Below are 23,376 nucleotides of genomic sequence, written 5' to 3'. Positions count from 1 at the left end.
TCACCCTAACCCTCTCCCCTGAGGGGAGAGGGGACAGCTCCGAGCCGTCTTTTCACCCTCGCCCCTTTGGGGAGAGGGCCGGGGTGAGGGGTAAGGGTTACACCCAGTCCCGAACCCGAATAAACTCACTCAAGGCAGCCTCCGGGCTGCCTTCTTTTGGCGCGTAGCTGTATTCCCAGCGCACCAGCGGCGGCATCGACATCAGAATGGACTCCGTGCGCCCACCGGTTTGCAGGCCAAACAGCGTCCCGCGATCCCATACCAGGTTAAACTCCACGTAGCGCCCGCGGCGGTAAAGCTGGAACTCACGCTCGCGCACGCCGTAGTCGGTGTCTTTGCGGCGTTCGACAATCGGAATATAGGCGTTGGTAAAGCCTTCACCCACCGCGCGCATAAAGCTGAATGCGGTATCAAAATCCGGGGTGTTGAGATCGTCAAAGAACAGTCCGCCGATGCCGCGCTGCTCGTCGCGGTGCTTCAGATAGAAATAGTCATCGCACCATTTTTTGTATTTCGGGTAAACGTCTTCGCCAAACGGCAGGCAGAGGTCGCGCGCGGTGGTGTGCCAGTGCACGGCGTCCTCTTCGAAGCCATAGTAAGGCGTTAAGTCGAAACCGCCACCAAACCACCAGACCGGATCGGCCCCCGGTTTTTCCGCGATGAAAAAGCGCACGTTGGCGTGGCTGGTTGGCACAAACGGGTTATGCGGATGCACTACCAGCGAGACGCCCATCGCCTCGAAGCTGCGGCCCGCCAGTTCAGGCCGATGCGCCGTGGCGGACGCTGGCATTGCATCACCGTGGACGTGGGAGAAGTTGACCCCGGCCTGTTCAAAAATACCGCCGTTACGCAGCACGCGGCTGCGCCCGCCGCCGCCCGCTTCGCGCTGCCAGGCGTCTTCCTGGAATTCACCGCCGTCTGCGGCGGAAAGTTTCTGGCAAATCGCGTCCTGTAGCTGCATCAGGAAAGTTTTGACCAGCTGTGCATTCGGTTTCATCAACGTTTCCTGGAGTGCGCTTTTTGATTATCGAACCAGTTGAAATAACTGATGACCCCGGAGGCGATGGCGTTCGCGATCTTCTGACGAAACGCCGTGGTGCCGAGTAAACGCTCTTCTTCCGGGTTGGTAATGAACGAGGTTTCCACCAGCACGGACGGTATGGACGGGGACTTCAGCACCACAAACGCGGCCTGCTCGGTGCTTTTGCTGTGCAGACGGTGCACGGGCTTAATCCGTTTAAGGATATGCGAGCCGAGCGTCAGGCTGTTTTTGATGGTATCGGTCTGCACGAGATCAAACAGAACCTGCTGTAACAGATGGTCTTTGTCGGTAGCTTTTTTCCCGGCCACTTCATCCGCCCGGTTTTCACGATCGGAGAGGTATTTCGCCATGGCGCTACTGGCGCCACGGTTGGAGAGAGCGAACACCGAGGCGCCTGCGGCGGAAGGGTTTGTGAAGCCATCCGCGTGAATGGACATAAACAGGTCTGCGCCGTGCTTGTGGGCAATCTCCACGCGATCGTACAGTGGGATAAACGTGTCGCCCGTGCGCGTCAGGCGGGCGTCAATACCGTTGCTGCGTAAAATTGCGCGCACATTTTTTGCAATTGCCAGCACGACGTGTTTTTCTTTCGAACCGTTTCGGCCAATGGCGCCGGTGTCGATCCCGCCGTGGCCTGGATCGAGCATGACCAGACGCTTTGCGCCGGCTTTTTTGGTTTTCGGTTTGCTGTGTCCGTTACTGGTTTTAAGCGTGCTCTCGTCTTTTGCCTGAGCCTGCTTTGCGATGCCCGTTAACGTTAAGGCCGCCAGCCCCGCTTTGAGAACCTGACGACGCGATGTGAGTGCTTTTAATGGTTTGAATGTGCTCATGCGGCCTGAATTGTAAAAATTGGGGTCCTGGTGTTATATCGTATCGCGTTTTGCGTGACGACATTCCTTATTGAGAATTGTTTTACTTTTCATTTCAATACGTGACAAAGTGACATTATGCCAAATTTTGGCGAGTTTTTCCCCGGTTATTGGCTAAATGCCCTGTTCACGCCATAATCACTGTTTTTAAACCCGAAAAGGCGGTTAATACCATGGAGATACGCGTTTTTCGCCAGGAAGATTTCGAAGAGGTGATCACCCTTTGGGAGCGCTGCGATCTGCTGCGTCCATGGAACGATCCGGAGATGGACATCGAACGGAAGGTGAATCACGACGTCAGTCTGTTTCTGGTCGCTGAGGTCAACGGCGAAGTAGTCGGGACAGTGATGGGCGGGTACGACGGCCACCGCGGCTCGGCCTACTATCTGGGCGTGCACCCGGAATACCGCGCGCGCGGCATCGCCAACGCGCTGCTTAACCGTCTGGAAAAGAAGCTGATCGCCCGCGGCTGTCCGAAAATCCAGATCATGGTGCGGGAAGATAACGACGTGGTGCTGGGCATGTATGAACGCCTGGGCTACGAGCATGCGGATGTACTGACGCTGGGTAAGCGCCTGATCGAAGATGAAGAGTACTGAGTTCCACCCTGGCGACTATGATGTTCACGGTCGTCTGCGTCTGCCTTTTTTGTTCTGGTGCGTTCTGCTGTTGCAGGCCCGCACCTGGGTGCTGTTCGTGATGGCTGGCGCGTCGCGCGGGCAGGGCGATACGCTACTGAATCTCTTTTATCCCGATCACGATGCGTTCTGGCTGGGGTTACTGCCCGGTGTACCGGCGGTGCTGGCGTTCCTGTGCAGCGGACGGCGGCAGTTCCTCCCGCGCTTCTGGCGCGCACTTCGCTGGCTATTGATTCTGGCGCAGGTTGTGCTCCTGGTCTGGCAGCCCGTGCTCTGGCTGTACGGCGAGCCGCTTTCGGGTATCGGGATTGCGCTGGTGGTGGCGGATATTGTCGCGCTGCTGTGGCTGGTCACGAATCCCCGTTTACGCGCCTGTTTTACGCAAGAGTCAGATTAAAACGGCACTTTTTGCCGATACTGCACTCCAACAAGCGTTGATTTACTACGTAAGGACGTCTCAATGAAATCGCTGCGTTTACTTTTATGCGCTCTCCCGCTGGCGTTAACCGGCTGTTCCACGCTCTCATCCATCAACTGGTCTGCGGCCTATCCGTGGAACTGGTTTGGATCCTCAACGGAAGTGACCGAGCAGGGCGTGGGCAAAATTACCGCCTCGACGGCGCTGGATCAGGATGCCATTCAGGATGCCATCGGCAGTGATTATCGCCTGCGCAGCGGCATGAAAACCGAGAACGGCAACATCGTGCGCTATTTCGAAGCGTTGAAAGATGACAAGGTGGCAATGGTCATCAACGGCGATAAAGGTACGGTCAACCGCATTGCGGTGATGGATGAAGAGATCCCGACCTCAGGTGGCGTGAAGATAGGTACGCCGTTTGGCGAGCTCTACCAGAAAGCGTTTGGCCACTGCGCCAGTGTGCCGTCGGAGGAGAGCGTGGCGGTCGAGTGTAAGGCCGACGGCAGCCAGCACATTAGCTATGTATTCAGCGGCACCTGGAACGGTCCGGAAGGGTTAATGCCGTCTGACGACACCCTGAAAAAGTGGAAAGTGAGCAAAATTATCTGGAAGCAGTAATTTGCGCCTGAGCAAGCCGCCTCGCTGAAATCCAGGTATAATAGCCGCCATCAATGCCACGCAGTCGTGGCATCTTTTTTTCAGGAGGAGCGATGTCTCAGGTTCAGAGTGGCATTTTGCCAGAACATTGCCGCGCGGCGATTTGGATTGAAGCCAACGTCAAAGGGGATGTGGATGCCCTGCGCGCGGCCAGCAAAGTTTTCGTTGATAAACTGGCCACCTTCCAGGCCAAATTCCCCGAAGCCCATCTGGGCGCGGTGGTTGCCTTTGGCAATACCGTCTGGCGTCAGCTGAGCGGCGGCGAAGGCGCAGAAGAGCTGAAAGATTTTATTCCTTATGGCAAAGGTCTTGCGCCCGCCACCCAGTATGACGTCCTGATCCATATCCTCTCCCTGCGCCATGACGTGAACTTCTCCATCGCTCAGGCAGCGATTGAGGCCTTTGGTGACAGCATCGACGTGCAGGAAGAGATCCACGGTTTCCGCTGGGTGGAAGAGCGCGATTTGAGCGGCTTCGTCGACGGCACCGAAAACCCGGCCGGGGAAGAGACGCGTCGCGAGGTGGCTGTAATCAAGGATGGCGTGGACGCGGGCGGCAGCTACGTGTTCGTCCAGCGCTGGGAGCATAACCTCAGGCAGCTCAACCGCATGAGCGTGCATGACCAGGAGATGATGATTGGCCGCACCAAAGACGCCAATGAAGAGATTGACGGCGATGCGCGTCCGGTCACGTCCCACCTGTCCCGCGTTGACCTTAAAGAAGACGGTAAGGGGCTGAAGATTGTTCGCCAGAGCCTGCCGTACGGCACCGCGAGCGGTACGCACGGCCTGTACTTCTGCGCTTACTGCGCGCGGCTCTACAACATCGAACAGCAGCTGCTGAGCATGTTTGGCGATACCGACGGCAAGCGTGACGCCATGCTGCGCTTCACCCGTCCGGTGACTGGCGGCTACTACTTTGCGCCGTCCGTTGAGCGCCTGCTGGCGCTGTAAATCGCTCTCCATTCGTAGGCCGGGTAAGCGTTAGCGCCACCCGGCAATTTCTCTCGCACTCTTATTCCCTTTTCTGCTTCTAAATCACTAAACGGTATATAAAACCGTTACTCCTTTAGACTCCGTTATAAATATTATGACTATAAGATAGTCATCACATTTATAAGGGTGCGCAATGGCCGTTACTGTACTGAAAAAAGGATCGCTGGCACTGGCAGGTTTACTGCTGGTGGCGCAGGCGCAGGCAACCGAGTTGCTGAACAGTTCTTATGATGTTTCGCGCGAGCTGTTTGCCGCCCTTAATCCCGCATTTGAACAGCAGTGGGCGAAAGAGAACAACGGCGACAAGCTGACCATCAAACAGTCGCACGCTGGCTCATCCAAGCAGGCGCTGGCCATTTTGCAGGGGCTGAAAGCCGATGTGGTGACCTACAACCAGGTCACGGATGTGCAGATCCTGCACGACAAAGGCAAGCTGATCCCGGCGGACTGGCAAAGCCGCCTGCCGAACAACAGTTCGCCGTTCTACTCCACCATGGGCTTCCTGGTGCGCAAGGGCAACCCGAAAAACATACACGACTGGAACGACCTGGTGCGTTCTGACGTCAAGCTGATCTTCCCGAATCCGAAAACCTCCGGCAACGCACGTTACACCTATCTGGCGGCGTGGGGCGCGGCGGACAAAGCTGACGGTAACGATAAAGCGAAAACCGAACAGTTTATGACCCAGTTCCTGAAAAACGTCGAGGTGTTTGATACCGGCGGCCGGGGCGCAACCACCACTTTCGCCGAGCGCGGGCTGGGCGACGTGCTGATCAGCTTTGAATCCGAAGTGAACAATATTCGTAAACAGTACGAAGCGCAGGGCTTCGAAGTGGTTATCCCGAAAACCAACATTCTGGCCGAGTTCCCGGTGGCGTGGGTGGATAAAAACGTCAAAGCCAACGGCACTGATAAAGCGGCAAAAGCCTATCTCAACTATCTGTACAGCCCGCAGGCGCAGACGGTGATTACTGACTATTACTACCGCGTTAATAATCCGGACGTGATGAACAAGCTGAAAGACAAATTCCCGCAGACCGAGCTGTTCCGCGTGGAAGACCATTTCGGTGCCTGGCCTGAGGTGATGAAAACGCATTTTGCCAGCGGCGGTGAGTTAGACAAATTGCTGGCGGCGGGGCGTAAGTAATGTTTGCAGGATCAACAAGACGTGTGCTGCCGGGTTTTACCTTAAGCCTCGGGACCAGCCTGCTGTTCGTCTGTCTGATTTTATTGTTACCGCTCAGCGCTCTGGTGATGCAGCTCTCTGAGATGAGCTGGTCCCAGTACTGGGAAGTGGTCACCAATCCTCAGGTGGTGGCGGCCTATAAGGTCACGCTGCTGTCTGCGTTCGTGGCCTCGATTTTTAACGGCGTGTTTGGCCTGCTGATGGCGTGGATCTTAACCCGCTATCGCTTCCCGGGCCGCACGCTGCTCGACGCGTTGATGGATCTGCCCTTTGCCCTGCCGACGGCAGTGGCCGGTTTGACGCTGGCGTCGCTGTTTTCCGTGAACGGCTTTTACGGTGAGTGGCTGGCGAAGTTTGATATCAAAGTGACCTATACCTGGCTCGGTATCGCGGTGGCGATGGCCTTTACCAGCATCCCGTTTGTGGTGCGTACCGTGCAGCCGGTGCTGGAAGAGTTAGGACCCGAATACGAAGAGGCCGCGGAAACCCTGGGCGCCACGCGCTGGCAGAGTTTCCGTAAGGTTGTTCTGCCGGAACTTTCTCCGGCCTTGCTGGCGGGGGTGGCGCTCTCCTTTACCCGCAGCCTCGGTGAATTTGGCGCGGTCATTTTTATCGCCGGGAACATCGCGTGGAAAACCGAAGTGACCTCGCTGATGATTTTTGTCCGTTTGCAGGAGTTTGATTATCCGGCCGCGAGCGCGATTGCCTCGGTGATCCTTGCCGCGTCGCTGCTGCTACTGTTTTCGATTAACACTCTGCAAAGTCGCTTTGGTCGACGTGTGGTAGGTCACTGATGGCGGAAGTTACGCAATTGAAGCGCTATGACGCGCCCCGCATCAACTGGGGCAAATGGTTTCTGATTGGTACCGGCGTGCTGGTCTCCGCATTCATTCTCGTCGTGCCGATGGTGTACATCTTCGTACAGGCCTTCAGCAAAGGGATTATGCCCGCGCTGCAAAATCTGGCCGATCCGGACATGCTCCACGCCATCTGGCTGACGGTGATGATTGCCCTGATCACTGTCCCGGTGAATCTGGTGTTTGGCGTATTGCTGGCCTGGCTGGTAACGCGCTTTAACTTCCCGGGGCGTCAGCTGCTGCTGACCCTGCTGGATATCCCGTTTGCGGTGTCTCCTGTGGTGGCGGGTCTGGTTTATCTGCTCTTCTACGGCTCCAATGGCCCGCTGGGCGGCTGGCTGGATGAACACGACCTGCAAATCATGTTCGCTTGGCCGGGGATGGTGCTGGTGACCGTCTTTGTCACCTGTCCGTTCGTGGTGCGCGAGCTGGTGCCAGTGATGCTCAGCCAGGGCAGCCATGAAGATGAAGCCGCGGTGCTGCTCGGCGCTTCCGGCTGGCAGATGTTCCGCCGCGTCACGCTGCCGAATATCCGCTGGGCACTGCTTTACGGCGTGGTGCTGACCAACGCCCGTGCGATCGGTGAGTTTGGCGCGGTGTCGGTAGTATCCGGCTCGATTCGCGGCGAAACCCTGTCGCTGCCGTTACAGATTGAATTACTGGAACAGGACTACAACACTGTCGGTTCCTTTACTGCCGCAGCGTTGCTGACGCTGATGGCCATTTTGACCCTGTTTTTGAAGAGTGTGGTGCAGTGGCGTTTAGAGAATCAGGAAAAACGTCAGCATCAGGAGGGAAATCATGAGCATTGAGATTGCCAATATTAAGAAGTCTTTTGGTCGCACCCAGGTGCTGAATGATATCTCGCTGGATGTCCCTTCCGGACAAATGGTGGCGCTGCTGGGGCCGTCTGGCTCCGGTAAAACCACGCTGCTGCGTATTATCGCCGGGCTTGAGCACCAGACCAGCGGACATATCCGCTTCCACGGTACGGACGTGAGCCGCCTGCATGCCCGCGACCGTAAAGTGGGCTTTGTATTCCAGCATTACGCGCTGTTCCGCCACATGACGGTATTTGACAACATTGCGTTTGGCCTGACCGTGCTGCCGCGTCGTGAACGTCCAGATGCCGCCGCCATCAAAGCGAAAGTGACCAAACTGCTGGAGATGGTGCAGCTTGCACATCTGGCGGACCGCTTCCCGGCTCAGCTTTCCGGCGGGCAGAAGCAGCGCGTGGCGCTGGCGCGTGCGTTAGCCGTTGAACCGCAAATCCTGCTACTGGACGAACCGTTTGGCGCGCTGGATGCGCAGGTGCGTAAAGAGCTGCGCCGTTGGCTGCGTCAGCTGCATGAGGAACTCCAGTTCACTAGCGTTTTCGTGACCCACGATCAGGAAGAGGCGATGGAAGTGGCCGACCGCGTGGTGGTAATGAGTCAGGGCAACATTGAGCAGGTTGACGAGCCAGAGCAGCTCTGGCGTGAACCGGCGACCCGCTTTGTGCTGGAGTTTATGGGAGAAGTAAACCGCCTTCAGGGCACCATTCGCGGCGGTCAGTTCCACGTTGGCGCGCACCGCTGGCCGCTGGGGTATACCTCCGCGCATCAGGGGCCGGTGGATCTGTTCCTGCGTCCGTGGGAAGTGGACGTCAGCCGCCGTACCAGCCTGGATTCACCGCTTCCGGTGCAGGTGCTGGAAGCTAGCCCTAAAGGCCACTACACCCAATTGGTGGTACAGCCCCTGGGCTGGTACACCGAGCCGCTGACCGTGGTTATGCGTGACGACGAGCCGCCGCACCGGGGGGAACGCCTGTTTGTGGGGCTGCAACACGCACGCATTTATCACGGCAACGAGCGCATCGAGACGCGCGAGGATATTGCTCTGGCGGAGTCAGCCTGATAGGTTATTGAGTATGTTTTTCGCCCGGTGGCGTGATGCTTACCGGGCTTTTTATTGAGTAAAAATCGTGAATACACTCGAACACACCATCGGCAACACCCCTCTGGTCAAACTTCAGCGCATGGGGTGTGACAACGGCAGCGAAATCTGGGTCAAACTTGAAGGCAATAACCCGGCGGGGTCGGTGAAAGACCGGGCGGCGCTGTCGATGATTGTTCAGGCCGAAAAGCGCGGCGAGATAAAGCCCGGCGATGTGCTGATCGAAGCCACCAGCGGTAACACCGGTATCGCACTGGCGATGATAGCCGCCCTGAAAGGCTATCGTATGAAGCTGCTGATGCCGGATAACATGAGCCAGGAGCGCCGTGCCGCCATGCGTGCCTACGGGGCCGAGCTGATTCTGGTGAGCAAAGAGCAGGGGATGGAAGGGGCGCGAGATTTAGCGTTAGCGATGGCGGAGCGCGGGGAAGGCAAGCTGCTCGACCAGTTCAACAACCCGGACAACCCGTACGCGCACTACACCACCACCGGCCCGGAAATCTGGCAGCAAACCGCCGGGCGCATCACCCACTTTGTCTCCAGCATGGGGACCACGGGCACGATCACCGGTGTGTCACGCTTTCTGCGTGAACAAGATAAGCCAGTGACGATTGTCGGCCTGCAACCGGAAGAGGGGAGCAGTATTCCGGGCATCCGCCGCTGGCCGGCGGAGTATATGCCGGGCATCTTTAATGCGCAGCTTGTGGACCAGGTGCTGGATATTCATCAGCGCGAGGCGGAAAATACCATGCGTGAGCTGGCCGTACGTGAAGGCATCTTCTGCGGCGTCAGCTCTGGCGGTGCCGTAGCGGGCGCGATCCGGGTGGCTGAGTCCACGCCGGGAGCGGTGGTCGTAGCGATTATTTGCGATCGCGGCGACCGTTACCTGTCTACCGGCGTCTTTGGTGAAGAGAGTTATTCGCAGGGGGCGGGGATTTAAGCGTCATGGAGATGATTTTATTCCGGGATAACACCCGGGCGCAGCAAACCGATATTGTCGCCGTACAGTCGCAGGTGGTGTACGGCAGCGTGGGAAACAGCATCGCGGTGCCGAATATTCGCACCCACCGGCTGAACGTTACCGCCGTGCCGACGGTGCTGTTCAGCAATACGCCACACTACGACACCTTCTACGGCGGGGTGATCCCGGACGAGTGGTTCAGCGGCTACCTGAAGGCGCTGGGAGAGCGTGAGATTTTACGCGAGTTAAAAGCGGTGACAACCGGGTATATGGGCAGTGCCAGCCAGATTGTGCTGCTGGCGCAGTGGCTGAAGGCGATCAAAGTGCAACATCCCGATCTGCTGGTGCTGGTTGACCCGGTAATCGGGGATATCGACAGCGGGATGTACGTGAAGCCGGATATTCCTGAAGCTTACCGTGAGCATCTGCTCCCGCTGGCCCAGGGCATTACGCCCAACGTGTATGAACTGGAAGTGCTGAGCGGCAAACCGTGCCGTACGCCGGAGAGCGCCATTGCCGCCGCGCAGGGGCTGCTGTCCAACTCGCTGAAATGGGTGGCTATCACTAGTGCGCCAGTGGCTGACGATCCGCAGAATATCCACGTCGTGCTGGTGAGCGAAGAAGGCGTTACCGTAAGCGCACACCCGCGCGTTGAGACGGACCTGAAAGGGACGGGGGATCTGTTCTGTTCGGAGCTGGTGAGCGGTATCGTCGGGGGTAAAACCGTGGCCGACGCCATTCGCATGGCGGGCGACAGGGTGACTGACGTGATGATCTATACGCAGTCGAAAGGCTATGACGAGCTTATCCTGCCTGCATAAACAAAAATGGCGCCCGAAGGCGCCATTTTACCGTGCGGCAAGAATTACTTCTTGATGCGGATAACCGGGGTTTCACCCACGGTAACGCTGCCAGACAGTTTGATCAGTTCTTTGATTTCGTCCATGTTGGAGATAACAACCGGAGTCAGGGTAGACTTCGCTTTTTCTTCCAGCAGTGGCAGATCGAATTCAATTACCGGGTCGCCAACTTTAACACGCTGGCCTTCTTCCGCGATACGTTTGAAGCCTTCGCCTTTCAGTTCAACGGTGTCGATACCGAAGTGAACGAACAGTTCGATACCGCTATCGGATTCGATAGAGAACGCATGGTTGGTTTCAAAAATTTTACCGATGGTGCCGTCAACTGGAGCAACCATTTTGTTGCCAGTTGGTTTGATAGCAATGCCATCACCAACGATTTTCTCAGCAAACACTACATCCGGCACGTCTTCGATGTTGACGATCTCGCCGGAGAGCGGAGCAACAATCTCAATAGTTCCGGAGTCTTTCTTGTCATCAGAAACCAGAGATTTCAGTTTATCGAACAAACCCATGATCTTCTCCTAAGCAGTAAATTGGGCCGCATCTCGTGGATTAGCAGATTGTTTTTTCTTCAATGAACTTGTTAACCAGCGTCATTAACTCGTCCGTTGTCGGTTGAGCAAGAGCCTGCTCTGCTAACACCTTCGCATCTTCGAAGTTCGTGTTACGGATAATCTTCTTAATGCGCGGGATGGAAATGGCGCTCATAGAGAATTCGTCCAGACCCATACCCAGCAACAGAAGTGTAGCACGTTCGTCGCCTGCAAGCTCACCACACATGCCAGTCCATTTACCTTCTGCATGAGAAGCATCAATAACTTGCTTGATCAAATTCAGTACGGACGGTGACATTGGCTGGTAGAGATGTGAAATCATATCATTACCACGGTCAACTGCCAGGGTGTACTGCGTTAAATCATTGGTACCGATACTAAAGAAATCAACTTCTTTGGCTAAATGACGCGCAATGGTCGCGGCTGCCGGTGTTTCCACCATCACGCCGATCTCAATGGATTCGTCAAATGCTTTACCTTCGTCGCGCAGTTCCTGTTTGTAGATTTCGATCTCTTTCTTCAGTGCACGCACTTCTTCAACAGAGATGATCATCGGGAACATGATGCGCAGTTTACCGAAAGCGGAGGCACGCAGAATAGCGCGAACCTGGTCACGCAGGATCTCTTTGCGATCCATGGCGATACGCACGGCACGCCAGCCCAGGAACGGGTTCTCTTCTTTCGGGAAGTTCATGTACGGCAGCTCTTTGTCGCCACCGATGTCCATGGTACGGACGATAACCGCCTGCGAGCCGCACGCTTCCGCAACCGCTTTGTACGCTGCAAACTGCTCTTCTTCCGTTGGCAGAGCGTCGCGATCCATGAACAGGAATTCAGTACGATACAGACCCACACCTTCCGCGCCGTTGCGCTCAGCGCCGTCAACGTCACGTACGGTACCGATGTTAGCGCACACTTCAACCTGATGGCCGTCCAGCGTGATGGCTGGCAGATCTTTCAGTTTAGCGAGTTCCGCTTTCTCGGTAGCAACCTGCTCCTGAACGGCGCGCAGTTGCTCGATCACATCGTTAGTTGGGTTGACGTAAACCACATTGTTTACGGCATCCAGAATCAGATAGTCGTCGTTTTTAACCTGAGAGGTAACGCTACCGGTACCCACAATGGCTGGCAGCTCCAGAGAACGCGCCATGATAGAGGTGTGGGAAGTACGTCCACCTGCATCAGTAATGAAACCCAGCACCTTGTTCAGGTTCAGCTGTGCGGTTTCAGACGGGGTCAGGTCAGCGGCAACCAGGATCACTTCGTCCTGAATCGCGCTCAGATCGATGATGGCCAGACCCAGGATGTTGCGCAGCAGGCGCTTACCGATGTCACGTACGTCAGCCGCACGCTCTTTCAGGTATTCATCGTCCAGCTCTTCCAGGGCAGATGCCTGACCTTCGATAACTTCATGCGCAGCCGCGTCGGCCGTCATGCCTTTATCTTTAATCAGGGCTATGATTTCCTGCTCCAGCTCCTCATCTTCGAGCAGCATAATGTGCCCTTCGAAGATGGCTTCTTTTTCTTCACCGAAAGTTTCGCCAGCTTTAGTTTTAATCGCTTCCAGTTGCGCAGATGCCTTGGCACGACCGCTCAGAAAACGTTCAACTTCCTGATCAACCTTGTCGGCAGAAATTTTTTTCCGGTCAATGACGATTTCGTCTTCTTTCAGCAGCAATGCTTTGCCGAAAGCGATACCCGGGGATGCTAAAATGCCTGAAATCATAACCCTACCTTACTTGTGACTGATATTGAAAAGAACCCGGTAAACTTACTCGAGTTCAGCCATCAGCTTAACCAGATGCTCAACTGCTTTCTGCTCGTCTTCACCTTCAGCGGAGATGGTAACAACGGTACCCTGAGTCAGGCCCAGAGTTTGCAGCTTGAACAGGCTTTTTGCGCTAGCGCTTTTGCCGTTGGAAGTCACAGTGATTTCAGAAGTGAAGCCTTTCGCTTCTTTAACAAACTGAGCAGCAGGGCGGGTGTGCAGACCGTTCGGAGCGGTAATGGTAACTTCTTGCTGGAACATTGTATTTCCCCAACTTATAGGTTTAGTGTTGTGGAACTAAAGTCTAGCCTGGCGACTTAACTTTAGCCTGTATAGTTAGCGCTGACGTTTCAATCGTCATTAAACATTATGCAGTGAAAGCAAGACTTGAACCAAATCATAAAATCGATTCAGCAGCGCTATTTCGTTCACCGATTAATTTCGCGCATCAAAATAATTGCTGGTTTAAATACCAGACCCAACGGGGTGAAGCAATGCCAGGAGGGGTAAAACTTTGAAGCAGGCCACAAAAAAGCACCTGAAAAGGTGCTTTTTTACGCGTTTTTAACATGCTGGCATCACTGTTGCAGTTCTTTCTCTGTGAAGAGATCGGCAAACAGTGCTGTGCTTAAGTAACGCTCACCCGAAGACGGTAGGATAACCACAATGTTCTTATTGGTAAAGATTTCGTCTTCCAGCAGTTTGAGCGCTGCCGCAACCGCCGCACCGGAAGAGATACCCGCCAGAATGCCTTCCTCGTCCATCAGGCGACGCGCCGTAGAGATGGCTTCTTCATTGGTGATGGCGACCACTTTATCGATCAGCTTCAGATCGAGGTTGCCTGGAATAAAGCCAGCCCCGATACCCTGGATTTTGTGCGGACCTGGTTTGATCTCTTCGCCTGCCAGCGCCTGAGCGATAACCGGCGAGTCGGTTGGCTCAACGGCAACGGTAATCAGATCTTTTTTACCTTTCGTGCCTTTAATATAGCGAGACACCCCGGTCAGCGTACCGCCGGTGCCTACGCCGGAGATAAACACATCAACCTGACCGTCGGTATCTTCCCAGATTTCCGGGCCGGTGGTTTTCTCATGAATTTCCGGGTTGGCCGGGTTGCTGAACTGCTGGAGCAGCAGATATTTTGCAGGATCGCTGGCGACGATTTCTTCGGCCTTCTGAATCGCGCCCTTCATGCCTTTCGCGCCTTCGGTCAGGACCAGGTTCGCACCCAGCGCTTTCAGCAGCTTACGACGCTCAATGCTCATGGTTTCAGGCATAGTCAGCGTCAGCTTATAGCCACGCGCCGCCGCAACATAGGCCAGAGCGATACCGGTATTGCCGCTGGTGGGTTCAACCAGCTCAACGCCAGGTTTCAGCACGCCACGCTTTTCAGCATCCCAAATCATATTCGCACCGATACGGCATTTAACGCTGAAGCTTGGGTTACGAGATTCGACCTTCGCCAGAATGCGTCCATTACCGATACGGTTCAGTCGAACCAGGGGCGTATGACCGATAGTCAGCGAGTTGTCTTCATAAATCTTACTCATGGCCTGTCCTTAACTGTATGAAATTGGGATACCGACCCAGCATACCTGTTGAACAGGTATGGGGAAGTAAGGAAATCGCATATCTATATGCTGCAAGGAAATAATGGGGATCAGTATGGAATAAGGGGCGGCATAAGCCACCCCTCTTTTACACATTTTTGCATTACTTCCATAACGCGTGCTTAGCACGGTAGCAGTCCACCCACATCGCCGTCGCGCCGCATACGGCAACGGGCATGATGAACAAATTCAGGAAAGGGATCATGGTAAACAGGCTGGTCAGCGCGCCAAACTGCATATTGGCAACCTTCTGAGTGCGCAGGGCAGTGCGCATCTCTTTAAACGGCACTTTGTGGTTATCGAACGGATAATCACAGTACTGGATAGCGAGCATCCAGGCGCTGAACAGGAACCACAGCACGGGCGCGACCGTCTGGCCAATCCCGGGTACAAAATAAAGGATAAGCAGCACAATCGCCCGCGGCAGGTACCAGGCGAACTTCTGCCATTCACGCTTCATGATGCGGGGGAGATCTTTCACGAGCCCCAATACGCCCGTGTCAGGTGGCGTCGCACCGGTCAGGCGCGCTTCAAGCTGTTCGGCCAGCAGACCGTTGAACGGCGCGGCTATCCAGTTTGCTATCGTCGAAAAGAAATAGCCGAAAACCAGCAGCACGGAGATAACCGCAATCGGCCAGAGCAGGTAGTCTAGCCACTGTAACCAGTCCGGCACATAGCTCATCAGGGAAGGGATCCACGTTTCCAGTCTGGTGAACAGCCACCAGAAGGCCCCGCCCATCAGAATAATGTTGATCAGTAACGGCAAAATAACGAAGCGTCGAATGCCCGGCAGGGAGACCAGTTTCCAGCCCTGAGAAAAGTACCAGACCCCGCTGCGTGGGGCAGAAGAAGATGTTGAAACCATACCAGGCTGTACTCCTTTTTACACAACCAGTGGAATTGCCCGCCTATATTATCCAGTTACGGGCCAATGACCAGTTCGGAAATGTTCGAAAAACCAGCAAAAAGCACGATTTAGTTCATCTTTATGCTGTGAATGCTCTGCATACACTTGCACTTGACGTAAACGGCAAATACTCTTAGTGAGTAAATGTTTGCCGTGGTGGCAAGGTGTTAGAACAACAGAGAATATAATGATGCAGGATTTGCGTCTGATATTAATCATTGTTGGCGCGATCGCCATAATCGCTTTACTGGTACATGGTTTCTGGACCAGCCGTAAAGAGCGTTCCTCTATGTTTCGCGATCGTCCACTGAAGCGCATGAAGTCCAGTCGTGACGACGATGACGTTGAAGACGACATCGACGGTCTTGACGACGACGGCGTGGGTGAAGTTCGTGTTCATCGGGTCAATACTGCGCCCGGCGCAGCGCATGGAGAGCATGAAGCCCCCCGCGCTCCGCAGCACCAGTATCAACCACCGTATGCCTCTGCCCAGCCGCGCCAGCCAGCGCCGCCGCCAGTGGAAGAACCTGTTCGTCATCCGCCGCACCAGCCTGTGCAACAGCAGCCCGTTGCGCCACAGCCTGTACAGCCGCAACCTGTCCAACAGCCTGCACAGCCAGTGCATCAGCCACAGCCTGTTCAGCAGCCGCAGCCAGTGCATCAGCCACAGCCTGTTCAGCAGCCGCAGCCAGTGCATCAGCCACAGCCTGTTCAGCAGCCGCAGCCGGTACAACAACCGCAGCCGCAGCCTGAACCGCCTGCGCCACAGCCCGCCCCGCGCGCTGAGCCAGAGCCGGTTGCAGAGCCAGAACCGGTTGTTGAAAAGCCGCAGCGTAAAGAAGCGGTGATCATTATGAACGTGGCTGCTCATCATGGCACCCATCTGAACGGTGATGTGCTGCTTAACAGCATCCAACAGGCAGGCTTCAAGTTCGGCGACATGAATATTTTCCATCGCCACCTGAGTCCTGACGGCAGCGGTCCGGCGCTGTTCAGCCTGGCCAATATGGTCAATCCAGGCACGTTTGACCCGGAAATGACCGGTGATTTCGTCACGCCAGGCGTTACGATCTTTATGCAGGTGCCGTCCTACGGTGACGAGCTGCAAAACTTTAAGCTGATGCTACAGTCCGCTCAGCACATCGCCGACGAAGTGGGCGGTGTGGTGCTCGACGATCAGCGTCGAATGATGACGCCGCAGAAACTGCGCGAGTATCAGGACCGCATCCGCGAAGTTAAGGAAGCGAACGCGTAATCGTCGCGTTAACTTCAACTCCTCCTCAACCCCCGCCTGTCGGGGGTTTTTCTCATTGATGGTGCGATATGGACTCAATCGAACAACAACTTACTGAACTGCGAACCACACTTCGCCATCATGAATATCTCTATCATGTTATGGACGCACCGGAAGTGCCGGATGCGGAGTATGACCGCCTGATGCGTGAACTGCGCGAGCTGGAAGCGCAGCACCCCGAACTGATTACGCCCGATTCTCCAACGCAGCGCGTCGGTGCGAAACCGCTGGGCGCTTTCAGCCAGGTGCGCCACGAAGTGCCGATGCTGTCGCTGGATAACGTGTTTGATGAAGAGAGTTTTCTGGCTTTCAACAAGCGCGTGCAGGATCGCCTGAAGAGCGTCGACAATCTGAGCTGGTGCTGCGAGCTAAAGCTGGATGGTCTGGCCGTCAGTATTCTTTATGAGAACGGCGTGATGGTGCGTGCCGCAACGCGCGGCGACGGCACTACCGGGGAAGACATCACCACCAATGTGCGCACTATTCGTGCGATCCCGCTGAAACTGCGTGGCGATAACATTCCCGCCCGGCTGGAAGTGCGCGGGGAAGTGTTCCTTCCGCAGGCGGGCTTCGAGAAGATCAACGAAGAAGCGCGCCGTACCGGCGGGAAAGTGTTTGCTAACCCGCGTAACGCGGCGGCAGGTTCGCTGCGTCAGCTCGATACGCGTATCACCGCGAAGCGACCGCTTACTTTCTTCTGCTACGGCGTCGGGATCCTGGAAGGCGGTGACCTGCCAGATACCCACCTGGGGCGTTTAATGCAGTTCAAAGAGTGGGGATTACCGGTAAGCAACCGCGTGCAGCTCTGCGACTCTCCGGAGGCGGTGCTGGCGTTCTATCACAAGGTTGAAGAGGATCGTCCCACGCTCGGGTTTGATATTGACGGCGTGGTGATCAAGGTTAATTCGCTGGCGTTGCAGGAACAGTTGGGATTTGTGGCACGTGCGCCACGCTGGGCGGTGGCCTTTAAGTTTCCGGCGCAAGAGCAGATGACCTTCGTTCGCGACGTGGAGTTTCAGGTCGGACGTACGGGGGCCATTACGCCTGTGGCGCGTCTGGAGCCTGTGCAGGTGGCTGGCGTGCTGGTAAGTAACGCCACGCTGCATAACGCCGATGAAATTGCGCGTCTGGGGCTGCGAATTGGTGACAAAGTGGTGATTCGCCGCGCGGGTGATGTGATCCCACAGGTGGTTAACGTTGTGGAGTCTGAACGTCCTGCCGACACCCGTGCCATCGAGTTTCCAGCCCACTGTCCGGTATGTGGTTCTGACGTTGAGCGCGTGGAAGGTGAAGCGGTAACGCGCTGTACGGGCGGGTTAATCTGCGGCGCGCAGCGTAAAGAGTCCCTGAAGCACTTCGTCTCCCGCCGGGCGATGGACGTGGACGGAATGGGTGACAAGATTATCGACCAGTTAGTTGAGAAAGAGTACGTCCATACGCCTGCGGACCTCTTTACCCTGACGGCAGGTAAGCTGACCGGTCTTGATCGTATGGGACCGAAATCTGCCCAGAACATTGTTAACGCGCTCGAGGCGGCCAAAAACACCACCTTTGCCCGTTTCCTTTACGCGCTCGGCATTCGTGAAGTCGGAGAGGCGACGGCGGCAGGGCTGGCGGCGTATTTCGGCACGCTGGACGCGCTGGAGAAAGCCACCATCGACGAGCTACAGAAAGTCCCTGATGTCGGCATTGTGGTCGCCACCCACGTTTTCAACTTCTTCGCCGAAGAGAGCAACCGTGAAGTGATCGGTAAATTACTGGAACAGGGCATTCACTGGCCCGCACCGGTAGTGGTTAATGCCGAAGAGATCGACAGTCCGTTTGCCGGTAAAACGGTGGTGCTGACCGGCAGCCTGAGTCAGCTTTCACGCGATGACGCGAAAGCGCGCCTGGTGGCGCTGGGGGCAAAAGTGGCGGGCAGCGTATCGAAGAAAACCGACCTGGTGATTGCCGGGGAAGCGGCCGGTTCGAAGCTGGCAAAAGCGCAGGAGCTTGGCATCGAGATAATCGACGAAGCGGAAATGATGCGCCTGTTAGGAGAGTGACGTGGAAAAAGAGCAGCTCGTTGAGATCGCCAATACAGAGATGCCGTTCGGTAAATATAAGGGTCGCAGGCTGATTGATTTACCGGAAGAGTATCTGCTGTGGTTTGCCCGTAAGGATGAGTTCCCCGCCGGGCGTCTGGGCGAGCTGATGGCTATCACGTTACTGATCAAAACAGAGGGGCTGACCCAGCTGGTTCAGCCCCTGAAACGTCCTTAAACTTTCGCGGCGTGGGTCTCTTCCTGCGCCAGCTTTTCAGTCTGCGCCTTGTAACGCCGCGCCAGTACCGCACACACCATCAGCTGGATCTGATGGAAAATCATCAGCGGCAACACCATCATCCCAATGACGGACGTCGGGAACAGGATATTGGCCATCGGGATCCCGTTGGCGAGGCTCTTTTTCGATCCGCAAAATACAATGGTGATTTCATCGGCCTTGTTGAAGCCGCATTTGCGGGCCACAAAGACGTTAACCGCGATGACAATGGCCAGCAGAACGATGCTTACCACCACAATAAACAGCAGCGATCCAGCACCCACCCTGTGCCAGATGCCGTTCACCACGGCTTCGCTGAAGGCCGTGTAAACCACCAGCAGAATGGAGCTTTGGTCCGTTTTCCCGATCCATTTTTTATGTTTCGCCACAAACTCCCCAATCCAGGGACGGGATAAGTGTCCGAGCACAAACGGCAGCAGCAGTTGCAGACAAATTTTACCCACCTGCTCCAGATTGCCTTCCGCCCCGTGCATGTTCATTAGCAGACCGACCAGCAGCGGTGAAACAAAGATCCCGAGCAGGCTGGAAGCGGAAGCAGAACAAACCGCCGCCGCGACGTTACCGCCCGCCAGCGAGGTAAAGGCAATTGCAGACTGCACGGTGGCCGGCAAAATGCACAGATAAAGGAAACCGGTATACAGCGCCGGATCGACATTCACCGGCGCCCACCAGGCGAACAGCACGCCCAGAACCGGGAAGAGGATAAAAGTGCTGCACATTACCCACAGATGCAGTCGCCAGTGGCTACCGCCTGCAATAATGGCTTCCCGGGAGAGTTTGGCGCCATGCATAAAGAACAGCAGGGCAATGGCTGCCGTGGTCAGTCCTTCAATAACCGGAACGAAACTGCCCCGCGCCGGGAAGAACGAGGCCAGCAAGACGACACCAATCAGGGTCAGCGTAAACGGATCAAGGATACGAAAAAGTTTCATAATCACTCCTGAAAACAGATGCCGCTATTGTGCTTTCTTCCCTTTGAGAAATAAAATTGATTTATTGCATCCATTCATGAATTAAACAGATGAATTATTCGTTACGTCAGCTTCGCGTTTTCGTCACCGTCGCGCAGGCCCGCAGCTTTAGCCGGGCAGGGGAGATCATTGGCCTCAGCCAGTCGGCGGTGAGCCATAGCGTTAAGGAGCTTGAAACGCAAACGGGCGTGAAGCTGCTCGACCGCACGACGCGAGAAGTGGTGCTCACCGAAGCGGGACAGCAGCTGGCAATGCGTCTGGAGAGGCTGCTGGATGAACTGAACAGTACGCTCAGGGATGTCGGCCGGCTCGGCCAACAGCTTTCCGGCACCGTGAGAGTGGCGGCGAGCCAGACGATTTCGGCGCATCTTATTCCCCAGTGCATCGCTGAAAGTAATCACCGCTATCCGGATATTGATTTTGTTTTGCATGACAGGCCGCAGCAGTGGGTACTTGAGAGTATCCGTCAGGGGGATGTGGATTTTGGCATCGTTATTGATCCCGGAGCGGTAAGCGACCTGGAATGTGAAGTGGTACTCTCGGAGCCCTTTTTATTGCTCTGCCGCGATGATGATCCTCTGGCATCGCTGCCGCAGGTGGCCTGGCAGGCCTTGCAGGGGGCAAACCTGGTGTTACAGGATTATGCATCAGGCAGCCGCCCGCTGATAGATGCCGCACTGACCGCGCAGGGTGTTAAGGCAACCATTGTGCAGGAGATCGGGCATCCTGCCACGCTGTTCCCCATGGTCGAAGCGGGGATTGGCATCAGCGTTCTGCCGGCGCTGGCGCTGCCACTGCCGCAGGGGAGTCGTTTAACGGTGAAGCGTTTCGTACCCTGTGTCGAACGCCAGCTGATGCTGGTACGCCGTAAAAACAGGTCTCTTTCCGGCGCGGCGCATGCCTGCTGGGATGTGGTGCGTATGCAGGCCGAACGTTTGATGGAGGCCCGCACACGCGATCCACTTTTTAACGAAACCAATAATCAGACGTAGATATTAATTTGATGTTCTGCGGAGGGCTTATTGATGCCTTCCGCGACTGCCTCACCTTTTTCCTGCTTTGGCATCGCCTCTTCGGCCTGCTGACGCTGCAATTGCGCCAGCTGTGCCTGCAACATAGCCAGCTGAGATTCGAGTAATTCTTGCTGCTTTTGCTTTTCTTCTGCTGTGGCATCACCCATGGCCACTTCTTTGAGCTGCTGAGTGACTTTCGTTATCTGTTTGGTCAGACGGGTGATTTGAGAAGCAATGTCGTTTCCGCCGGAGCTGTTATCTACGCTGCCGATTTCCATCGCCGACAGAGAAACGGGCTTAAGAGTTGTCATATTGAGATCCTTTTCGCCATAAAATAGAGGTATCGGCAAAGAAGGCGTGAGCTTGAGTAAAACAAGCGGTCTGGCTGCAATGGGGATGTGCTATGTCGCAGATAGCAAAAAAGCGCCTTTAGGGCGCTTTTTTACATTGGTGGGTCGTGCAGGATTCGAACCTGCGACCAATTGATTAAAAGTCAACTGCTCTACCAACTGAGCTAACGACCCGAAATGGTGGGCGATGACGGGCTCGAACCGCCGACCCCCTCCGTGTAAAGGAGATGCTCTACCAACTGAGCTAATCGCCCATTTCGGAACTGCTGCGATAAGGTGAGAATGGTGGGCGATGACGGGCTCGAACCGCCGACCCCCTCCGTGTAAAGGAGATGCTCTACCAACTGAGCTAATCGCCCAATCTCAATTCTTATCTACACTGCGAGTCTACCGAAGTAGATGGTGGGTGATGACGGGCTCGAACCGCCGACCCCCTCCGTGTAAAGGAGATGCTCTACCAACTGAGCTAATCACCCCCGCTGTGTGGAGTCGCATTATAGGGAGAGTTGAAAATGAGTCAACGCATTTTCTAAAGTTTTTATTCGTTCGTCGTAAAATTAGTCAAAACGATCGCAAAACGGACTGTGGCGCATGATTTATAAACAAAAACAGCAATCTCGAACCGGATAAAGTGATCGACATTGAGGAATCGGCCCACAGTGATAGAATATTGCCCATTGTTTTCTTCCCGGAATTTGCCGATTACCGGCATCTTTATAACGTAAGGCCATTTCATGAAAATCAAAACTCGCTTCGCGCCGAGCCCGACAGGCTATCTGCATGTCGGTGGTGCACGTACCGCTCTCTACTCCTGGCTTTTCGCACGTCACAACAACGGTGAGTTTGTGCTGCGTATTGAAGACACCGATCTGGAGCGCTCAACGCCGGAAGCAATTGAAGCCATTATGGATGGGATGAACTGGCTGAATCTGGCGTGGGACGAAGGCCCATACTTCCAGACCAAACGTTTTGACCGCTATAACGCCGTAATTGACGAGATGCTGGTGGCAGGCACGGCCTATAAGTGTTACTGCTCCAGGGAGCGTCTGGATGCGCTGCGCGAAGAGCAAATGGCAAAAGGCGAAAAACCGCGTTATGACGGTCGTTGCCGCCATGACCACAGCGAGCATGCTGCTGATGAGCCTTGCGTAGTGCGTTTTGCTAACCCGCAGGATGGCTCTGTTATCTTTGATGACCAGATCCGTGGTCCGATCGAATTCAGCAACCAGGAGCTGGATGACCTCATCATTCGTCGTACTGACGGATCGCCAACCTATAACTTCTGCGTAGTTGTGGACGACTGGGATATGGAAATCACTCACGTGATCCGTGGTGAAGACCATATCAATAACACCCCGCGTCAGATCAACATTCTGAAAGCGCTGAACGCGCCTGTACCGGTGTATGCGCACGTATCAATGATCAACGGTGACGACGGTAAAAAGCTGTCCAAACGTCATGGCGCGGTGAGCGTGATGCAGTACCGTGATGACGGCTATCTGCCGGAAGCGCTGCTGAACTACCTGGTGCGTCTGGGCTGGGCTCATGGTGACCAGGAGATCTTCAGCCGCGAAGAGATGATCGAGCTGTTCTCTCTGAACTCGGTGAGCAAATCAGCCAGCGCGTTCAACACTGACAAACTGCTGTGGCTGAACCATCACTACATCAATACCATGCAGCCAGAATATGTAGCGACTTATCTGCAATGGCACATTGAACAGGCAAACATCGATACCCGTACGGGCCCTGAACTGGCGGATCTGGTGAAGCTGCTTGGCGAGCGTTGCAAAACGCTGAAAGAAATTGCTGAAAGCTGCCGTTACTTCTATGAAGAGTTTGACGCGTTCGACGCCGACGCGGCCAAGAAACACCTGCGTCCGGTTGCGCGTCAGCCGCTGGAAGTGGTGCGTGACAAACTCGAAGCCATTACCGAATGGACTGCGGAAAATGTTCACCACGCAATTCAGGCTACCGCTGATGAGCTGGAAATTGGCATGGGTAAAGTCGGTATGCCGCTGCGCGTTGCGGTGACGGGGGCAGGCCAGTCTCCGGCGCTGGACGTGACCGTTCATGCCATCGGCAAATCACGTAGCGTTGCGCGTATCAACAAAGCGCTGGACTTTATTGCTGAGCGCGAAAGCCAGCAGTAATGCTCGTGTAATACAA

Annotated in this window: 24 protein-coding genes and 4 tRNA genes; 15 read left to right on the top strand and 13 right to left on the bottom strand. The window is 55.3% G+C overall.

Going from position 1 to position 23,376, the window contains the following annotated elements:
- Window positions 1-97: 97 nt before the first annotated feature.
- The gene (gene hemF / locus BFV63_RS15690; protein ID WP_048210140.1) at window positions 98-997 is read right to left on the bottom strand and encodes an oxygen-dependent coproporphyrinogen oxidase; all 900 of its coding nucleotides are present in this window, start codon (window positions 995-997) and stop codon (window positions 98-100) included.
- Window positions 997-1,872, bottom strand: a complete 876-nt coding sequence (gene amiA / locus BFV63_RS15685) for an N-acetylmuramoyl-L-alanine amidase AmiA (RefSeq protein WP_023325022.1) — start codon at window positions 1,870-1,872, stop codon at window positions 997-999. The genes hemF and amiA overlap by 1 nt, the downstream gene beginning before the upstream one ends.
- A gap of 212 nt (window positions 1,873-2,084) precedes the next feature.
- Between amiA and BFV63_RS15680 the strand changes: the two genes are divergently transcribed.
- The 10 genes from BFV63_RS15680 to pdxK all read left to right on the top strand — a co-directional run bounded on the left by BFV63_RS15680 (window position 2,085) and on the right by pdxK (window position 10,379).
- Window positions 2,085-2,510: a GNAT family acetyltransferase gene (locus tag BFV63_RS15680; RefSeq protein WP_003861292.1), complete on the top strand. Its 426-nt coding sequence runs from the start codon at window positions 2,085-2,087 to the stop codon at window positions 2,508-2,510.
- Complete coding sequence (locus tag BFV63_RS15675) at window positions 2,497-2,946, top strand: DUF2919 domain-containing protein (protein ID WP_003861294.1); 450 nt, start codon at window positions 2,497-2,499, stop codon at window positions 2,944-2,946. The genes BFV63_RS15680 and BFV63_RS15675 overlap by 14 nt, the downstream gene beginning before the upstream one ends.
- 63 nt (window positions 2,947-3,009) lie before the next feature.
- Window positions 3,010-3,585, top strand: coding sequence for an RpoE-regulated lipoprotein (locus BFV63_RS15670; RefSeq protein ID WP_045330439.1), 576 nt, complete (start codon window positions 3,010-3,012; stop codon window positions 3,583-3,585).
- A 92-nt stretch (window positions 3,586-3,677) separates the two neighbouring features.
- The gene (locus tag BFV63_RS15665) at window positions 3,678-4,577 is read left to right on the top strand and encodes a Dyp-type peroxidase (protein ID WP_003861297.1); all 900 of its coding nucleotides are present in this window, start codon (window positions 3,678-3,680) and stop codon (window positions 4,575-4,577) included.
- A gap of 175 nt (window positions 4,578-4,752) precedes the next feature.
- The gene (locus BFV63_RS15660) at window positions 4,753-5,766 is read left to right on the top strand and encodes a sulfate ABC transporter substrate-binding protein (protein ID WP_045894686.1); all 1,014 of its coding nucleotides are present in this window, start codon (window positions 4,753-4,755) and stop codon (window positions 5,764-5,766) included.
- A complete protein-coding gene (gene cysT / locus BFV63_RS15655) occupies window positions 5,766-6,599 on the top strand; it encodes a sulfate/thiosulfate ABC transporter permease CysT (RefSeq protein ID WP_045330438.1) in 834 nt (277 codons plus the stop codon). Before BFV63_RS15660 ends, cysT begins: the two co-directional genes overlap by 1 nt.
- Entirely contained in the window at window positions 6,599-7,474 is an 876-nt protein-coding gene (cysW, locus tag BFV63_RS15650; protein ID WP_003861305.1) for a sulfate/thiosulfate ABC transporter permease CysW, read from the top strand. The genes cysT and cysW overlap by 1 nt, the downstream gene beginning before the upstream one ends.
- Window positions 7,464-8,558, top strand: coding sequence for a sulfate/thiosulfate ABC transporter ATP-binding protein CysA (gene cysA / locus BFV63_RS15645; RefSeq protein ID WP_045896678.1), 1,095 nt, complete (start codon window positions 7,464-7,466; stop codon window positions 8,556-8,558). The genes cysW and cysA overlap by 11 nt, the downstream gene beginning before the upstream one ends.
- 67 nt (window positions 8,559-8,625) lie before the next feature.
- Window positions 8,626-9,537: a cysteine synthase CysM gene (cysM, locus tag BFV63_RS15640; RefSeq protein WP_003861311.1), complete on the top strand. Its 912-nt coding sequence runs from the start codon at window positions 8,626-8,628 to the stop codon at window positions 9,535-9,537.
- Between the two features lie 5 nt (window positions 9,538-9,542).
- On the top strand, window positions 9,543-10,379 hold the full coding sequence (pdxK, locus tag BFV63_RS15635; protein WP_048240422.1) for a pyridoxine/pyridoxal/pyridoxamine kinase: 837 nt from the start codon (window positions 9,543-9,545) through the stop codon (window positions 10,377-10,379).
- 44 nt (window positions 10,380-10,423) lie between these two features.
- Here the strand turns inward: pdxK and crr are convergent, their stop codons facing one another.
- The 5 genes from crr to cysZ all read right to left on the bottom strand — a co-directional run bounded on the left by crr (window position 10,424) and on the right by cysZ (window position 15,218).
- Window positions 10,424-10,933, bottom strand: coding sequence for a PTS glucose transporter subunit IIA (crr, locus tag BFV63_RS15630; RefSeq protein WP_003861316.1), 510 nt, complete (start codon window positions 10,931-10,933; stop codon window positions 10,424-10,426).
- Window positions 10,934-10,973: 40 nt separating this feature from the next.
- Window positions 10,974-12,701, bottom strand: a complete 1,728-nt coding sequence (gene ptsI, locus BFV63_RS15625) for a phosphoenolpyruvate-protein phosphotransferase PtsI (RefSeq protein ID WP_023314613.1) — start codon at window positions 12,699-12,701, stop codon at window positions 10,974-10,976.
- Between the two features lie 45 nt (window positions 12,702-12,746).
- The gene (ptsH, locus tag BFV63_RS15620; RefSeq protein ID WP_000487600.1) at window positions 12,747-13,004 is read right to left on the bottom strand and encodes a phosphocarrier protein Hpr; all 258 of its coding nucleotides are present in this window, start codon (window positions 13,002-13,004) and stop codon (window positions 12,747-12,749) included.
- A 317-nt stretch (window positions 13,005-13,321) separates the two neighbouring features.
- On the bottom strand, window positions 13,322-14,293 hold the full coding sequence (cysK, locus tag BFV63_RS15615; RefSeq protein ID WP_003861321.1) for a cysteine synthase A: 972 nt from the start codon (window positions 14,291-14,293) through the stop codon (window positions 13,322-13,324).
- Between the two features lie 163 nt (window positions 14,294-14,456).
- Window positions 14,457-15,218, bottom strand: coding sequence for a sulfate transporter CysZ (cysZ, locus tag BFV63_RS15610; RefSeq protein WP_003861323.1), 762 nt, complete (start codon window positions 15,216-15,218; stop codon window positions 14,457-14,459).
- A gap of 229 nt (window positions 15,219-15,447) precedes the next feature.
- Between cysZ and zipA the strand changes: the two genes are divergently transcribed.
- The 3 genes from zipA (at window position 15,448) to BFV63_RS15595 (ending at window position 18,816) form a co-directional block, all read left to right on the top strand.
- A complete protein-coding gene (zipA, locus tag BFV63_RS15605) occupies window positions 15,448-16,515 on the top strand; it encodes a cell division protein ZipA (protein ID WP_048240423.1) in 1,068 nt (355 codons plus the stop codon).
- Between the two features lie 68 nt (window positions 16,516-16,583).
- Complete coding sequence (gene ligA / locus BFV63_RS15600) at window positions 16,584-18,599, top strand: NAD-dependent DNA ligase LigA (RefSeq protein WP_069597567.1); 2,016 nt, start codon at window positions 16,584-16,586, stop codon at window positions 18,597-18,599.
- A 1-nt stretch (window position 18,600) separates the two neighbouring features.
- Complete coding sequence (locus BFV63_RS15595) at window positions 18,601-18,816, top strand: DUF3820 family protein (protein ID WP_003861328.1); 216 nt, start codon at window positions 18,601-18,603, stop codon at window positions 18,814-18,816.
- Here BFV63_RS15595 and BFV63_RS15590 read toward each other — a convergent pair.
- Window positions 18,813-19,808, bottom strand: coding sequence for a bile acid:sodium symporter family protein (locus tag BFV63_RS15590; RefSeq protein WP_003861330.1), 996 nt, complete (start codon window positions 19,806-19,808; stop codon window positions 18,813-18,815). The genes BFV63_RS15595 and BFV63_RS15590 overlap by 4 nt on opposite strands.
- An 89-nt stretch (window positions 19,809-19,897) precedes the next feature.
- Here BFV63_RS15590 and BFV63_RS15585 point away from each other — a divergent pair, with 89 nt between their 5' ends.
- On the top strand, window positions 19,898-20,839 hold the full coding sequence (locus tag BFV63_RS15585) for a LysR family transcriptional regulator (RefSeq protein ID WP_003861331.1): 942 nt from the start codon (window positions 19,898-19,900) through the stop codon (window positions 20,837-20,839).
- Here BFV63_RS15585 and BFV63_RS15580 read toward each other — a convergent pair.
- The 5 genes from BFV63_RS15580 to BFV63_RS15560 all read right to left on the bottom strand — a co-directional run bounded on the left by BFV63_RS15580 (window position 20,830) and on the right by BFV63_RS15560 (window position 21,686).
- On the bottom strand, window positions 20,830-21,171 hold the full coding sequence (locus BFV63_RS15580) for a FlxA-like family protein (protein WP_003861333.1): 342 nt from the start codon (window positions 21,169-21,171) through the stop codon (window positions 20,830-20,832). The two genes, BFV63_RS15585 and BFV63_RS15580, sit on opposite strands and share 10 nt — an antisense overlap.
- Window positions 21,172-21,308: 137 nt before the next feature.
- Window positions 21,309-21,384 (bottom strand) — tRNA-Lys (locus tag BFV63_RS15575).
- A 4-nt stretch (window positions 21,385-21,388) separates the two neighbouring features.
- Window positions 21,389-21,464 (bottom strand) — tRNA-Val (locus tag BFV63_RS15570).
- Window positions 21,465-21,493: 29 nt separating this feature from the next.
- Window positions 21,494-21,569, bottom strand: a tRNA-Val gene (locus tag BFV63_RS15565).
- Window positions 21,570-21,610: 41 nt separating this feature from the next.
- Window positions 21,611-21,686, bottom strand: a tRNA-Val gene (locus tag BFV63_RS15560).
- A 258-nt stretch (window positions 21,687-21,944) separates the two neighbouring features.
- Here BFV63_RS15560 and gltX point away from each other — a divergent pair.
- Window positions 21,945-23,360 carry a glutamate--tRNA ligase gene (gene gltX / locus BFV63_RS15550; RefSeq protein WP_003861336.1) on the top strand — a complete coding sequence of 472 codons (1,416 nt, stop codon included), beginning with the start codon at window positions 21,945-21,947 and terminating at the stop codon, window positions 23,358-23,360.
- The last annotated feature ends 16 nt before the right edge of the window (window positions 23,361-23,376 follow it).

This window comes from Enterobacter hormaechei subsp. xiangfangensis (assembly GCF_001729785.1).
Lineage (GTDB): Bacteria > Pseudomonadota > Gammaproteobacteria > Enterobacterales > Enterobacteriaceae > Enterobacter > Enterobacter hormaechei_C.
The sequence above is the reverse complement of the archived record's forward strand: the minus strand, read 5'-3'. Positions and strand labels throughout refer to the sequence as shown.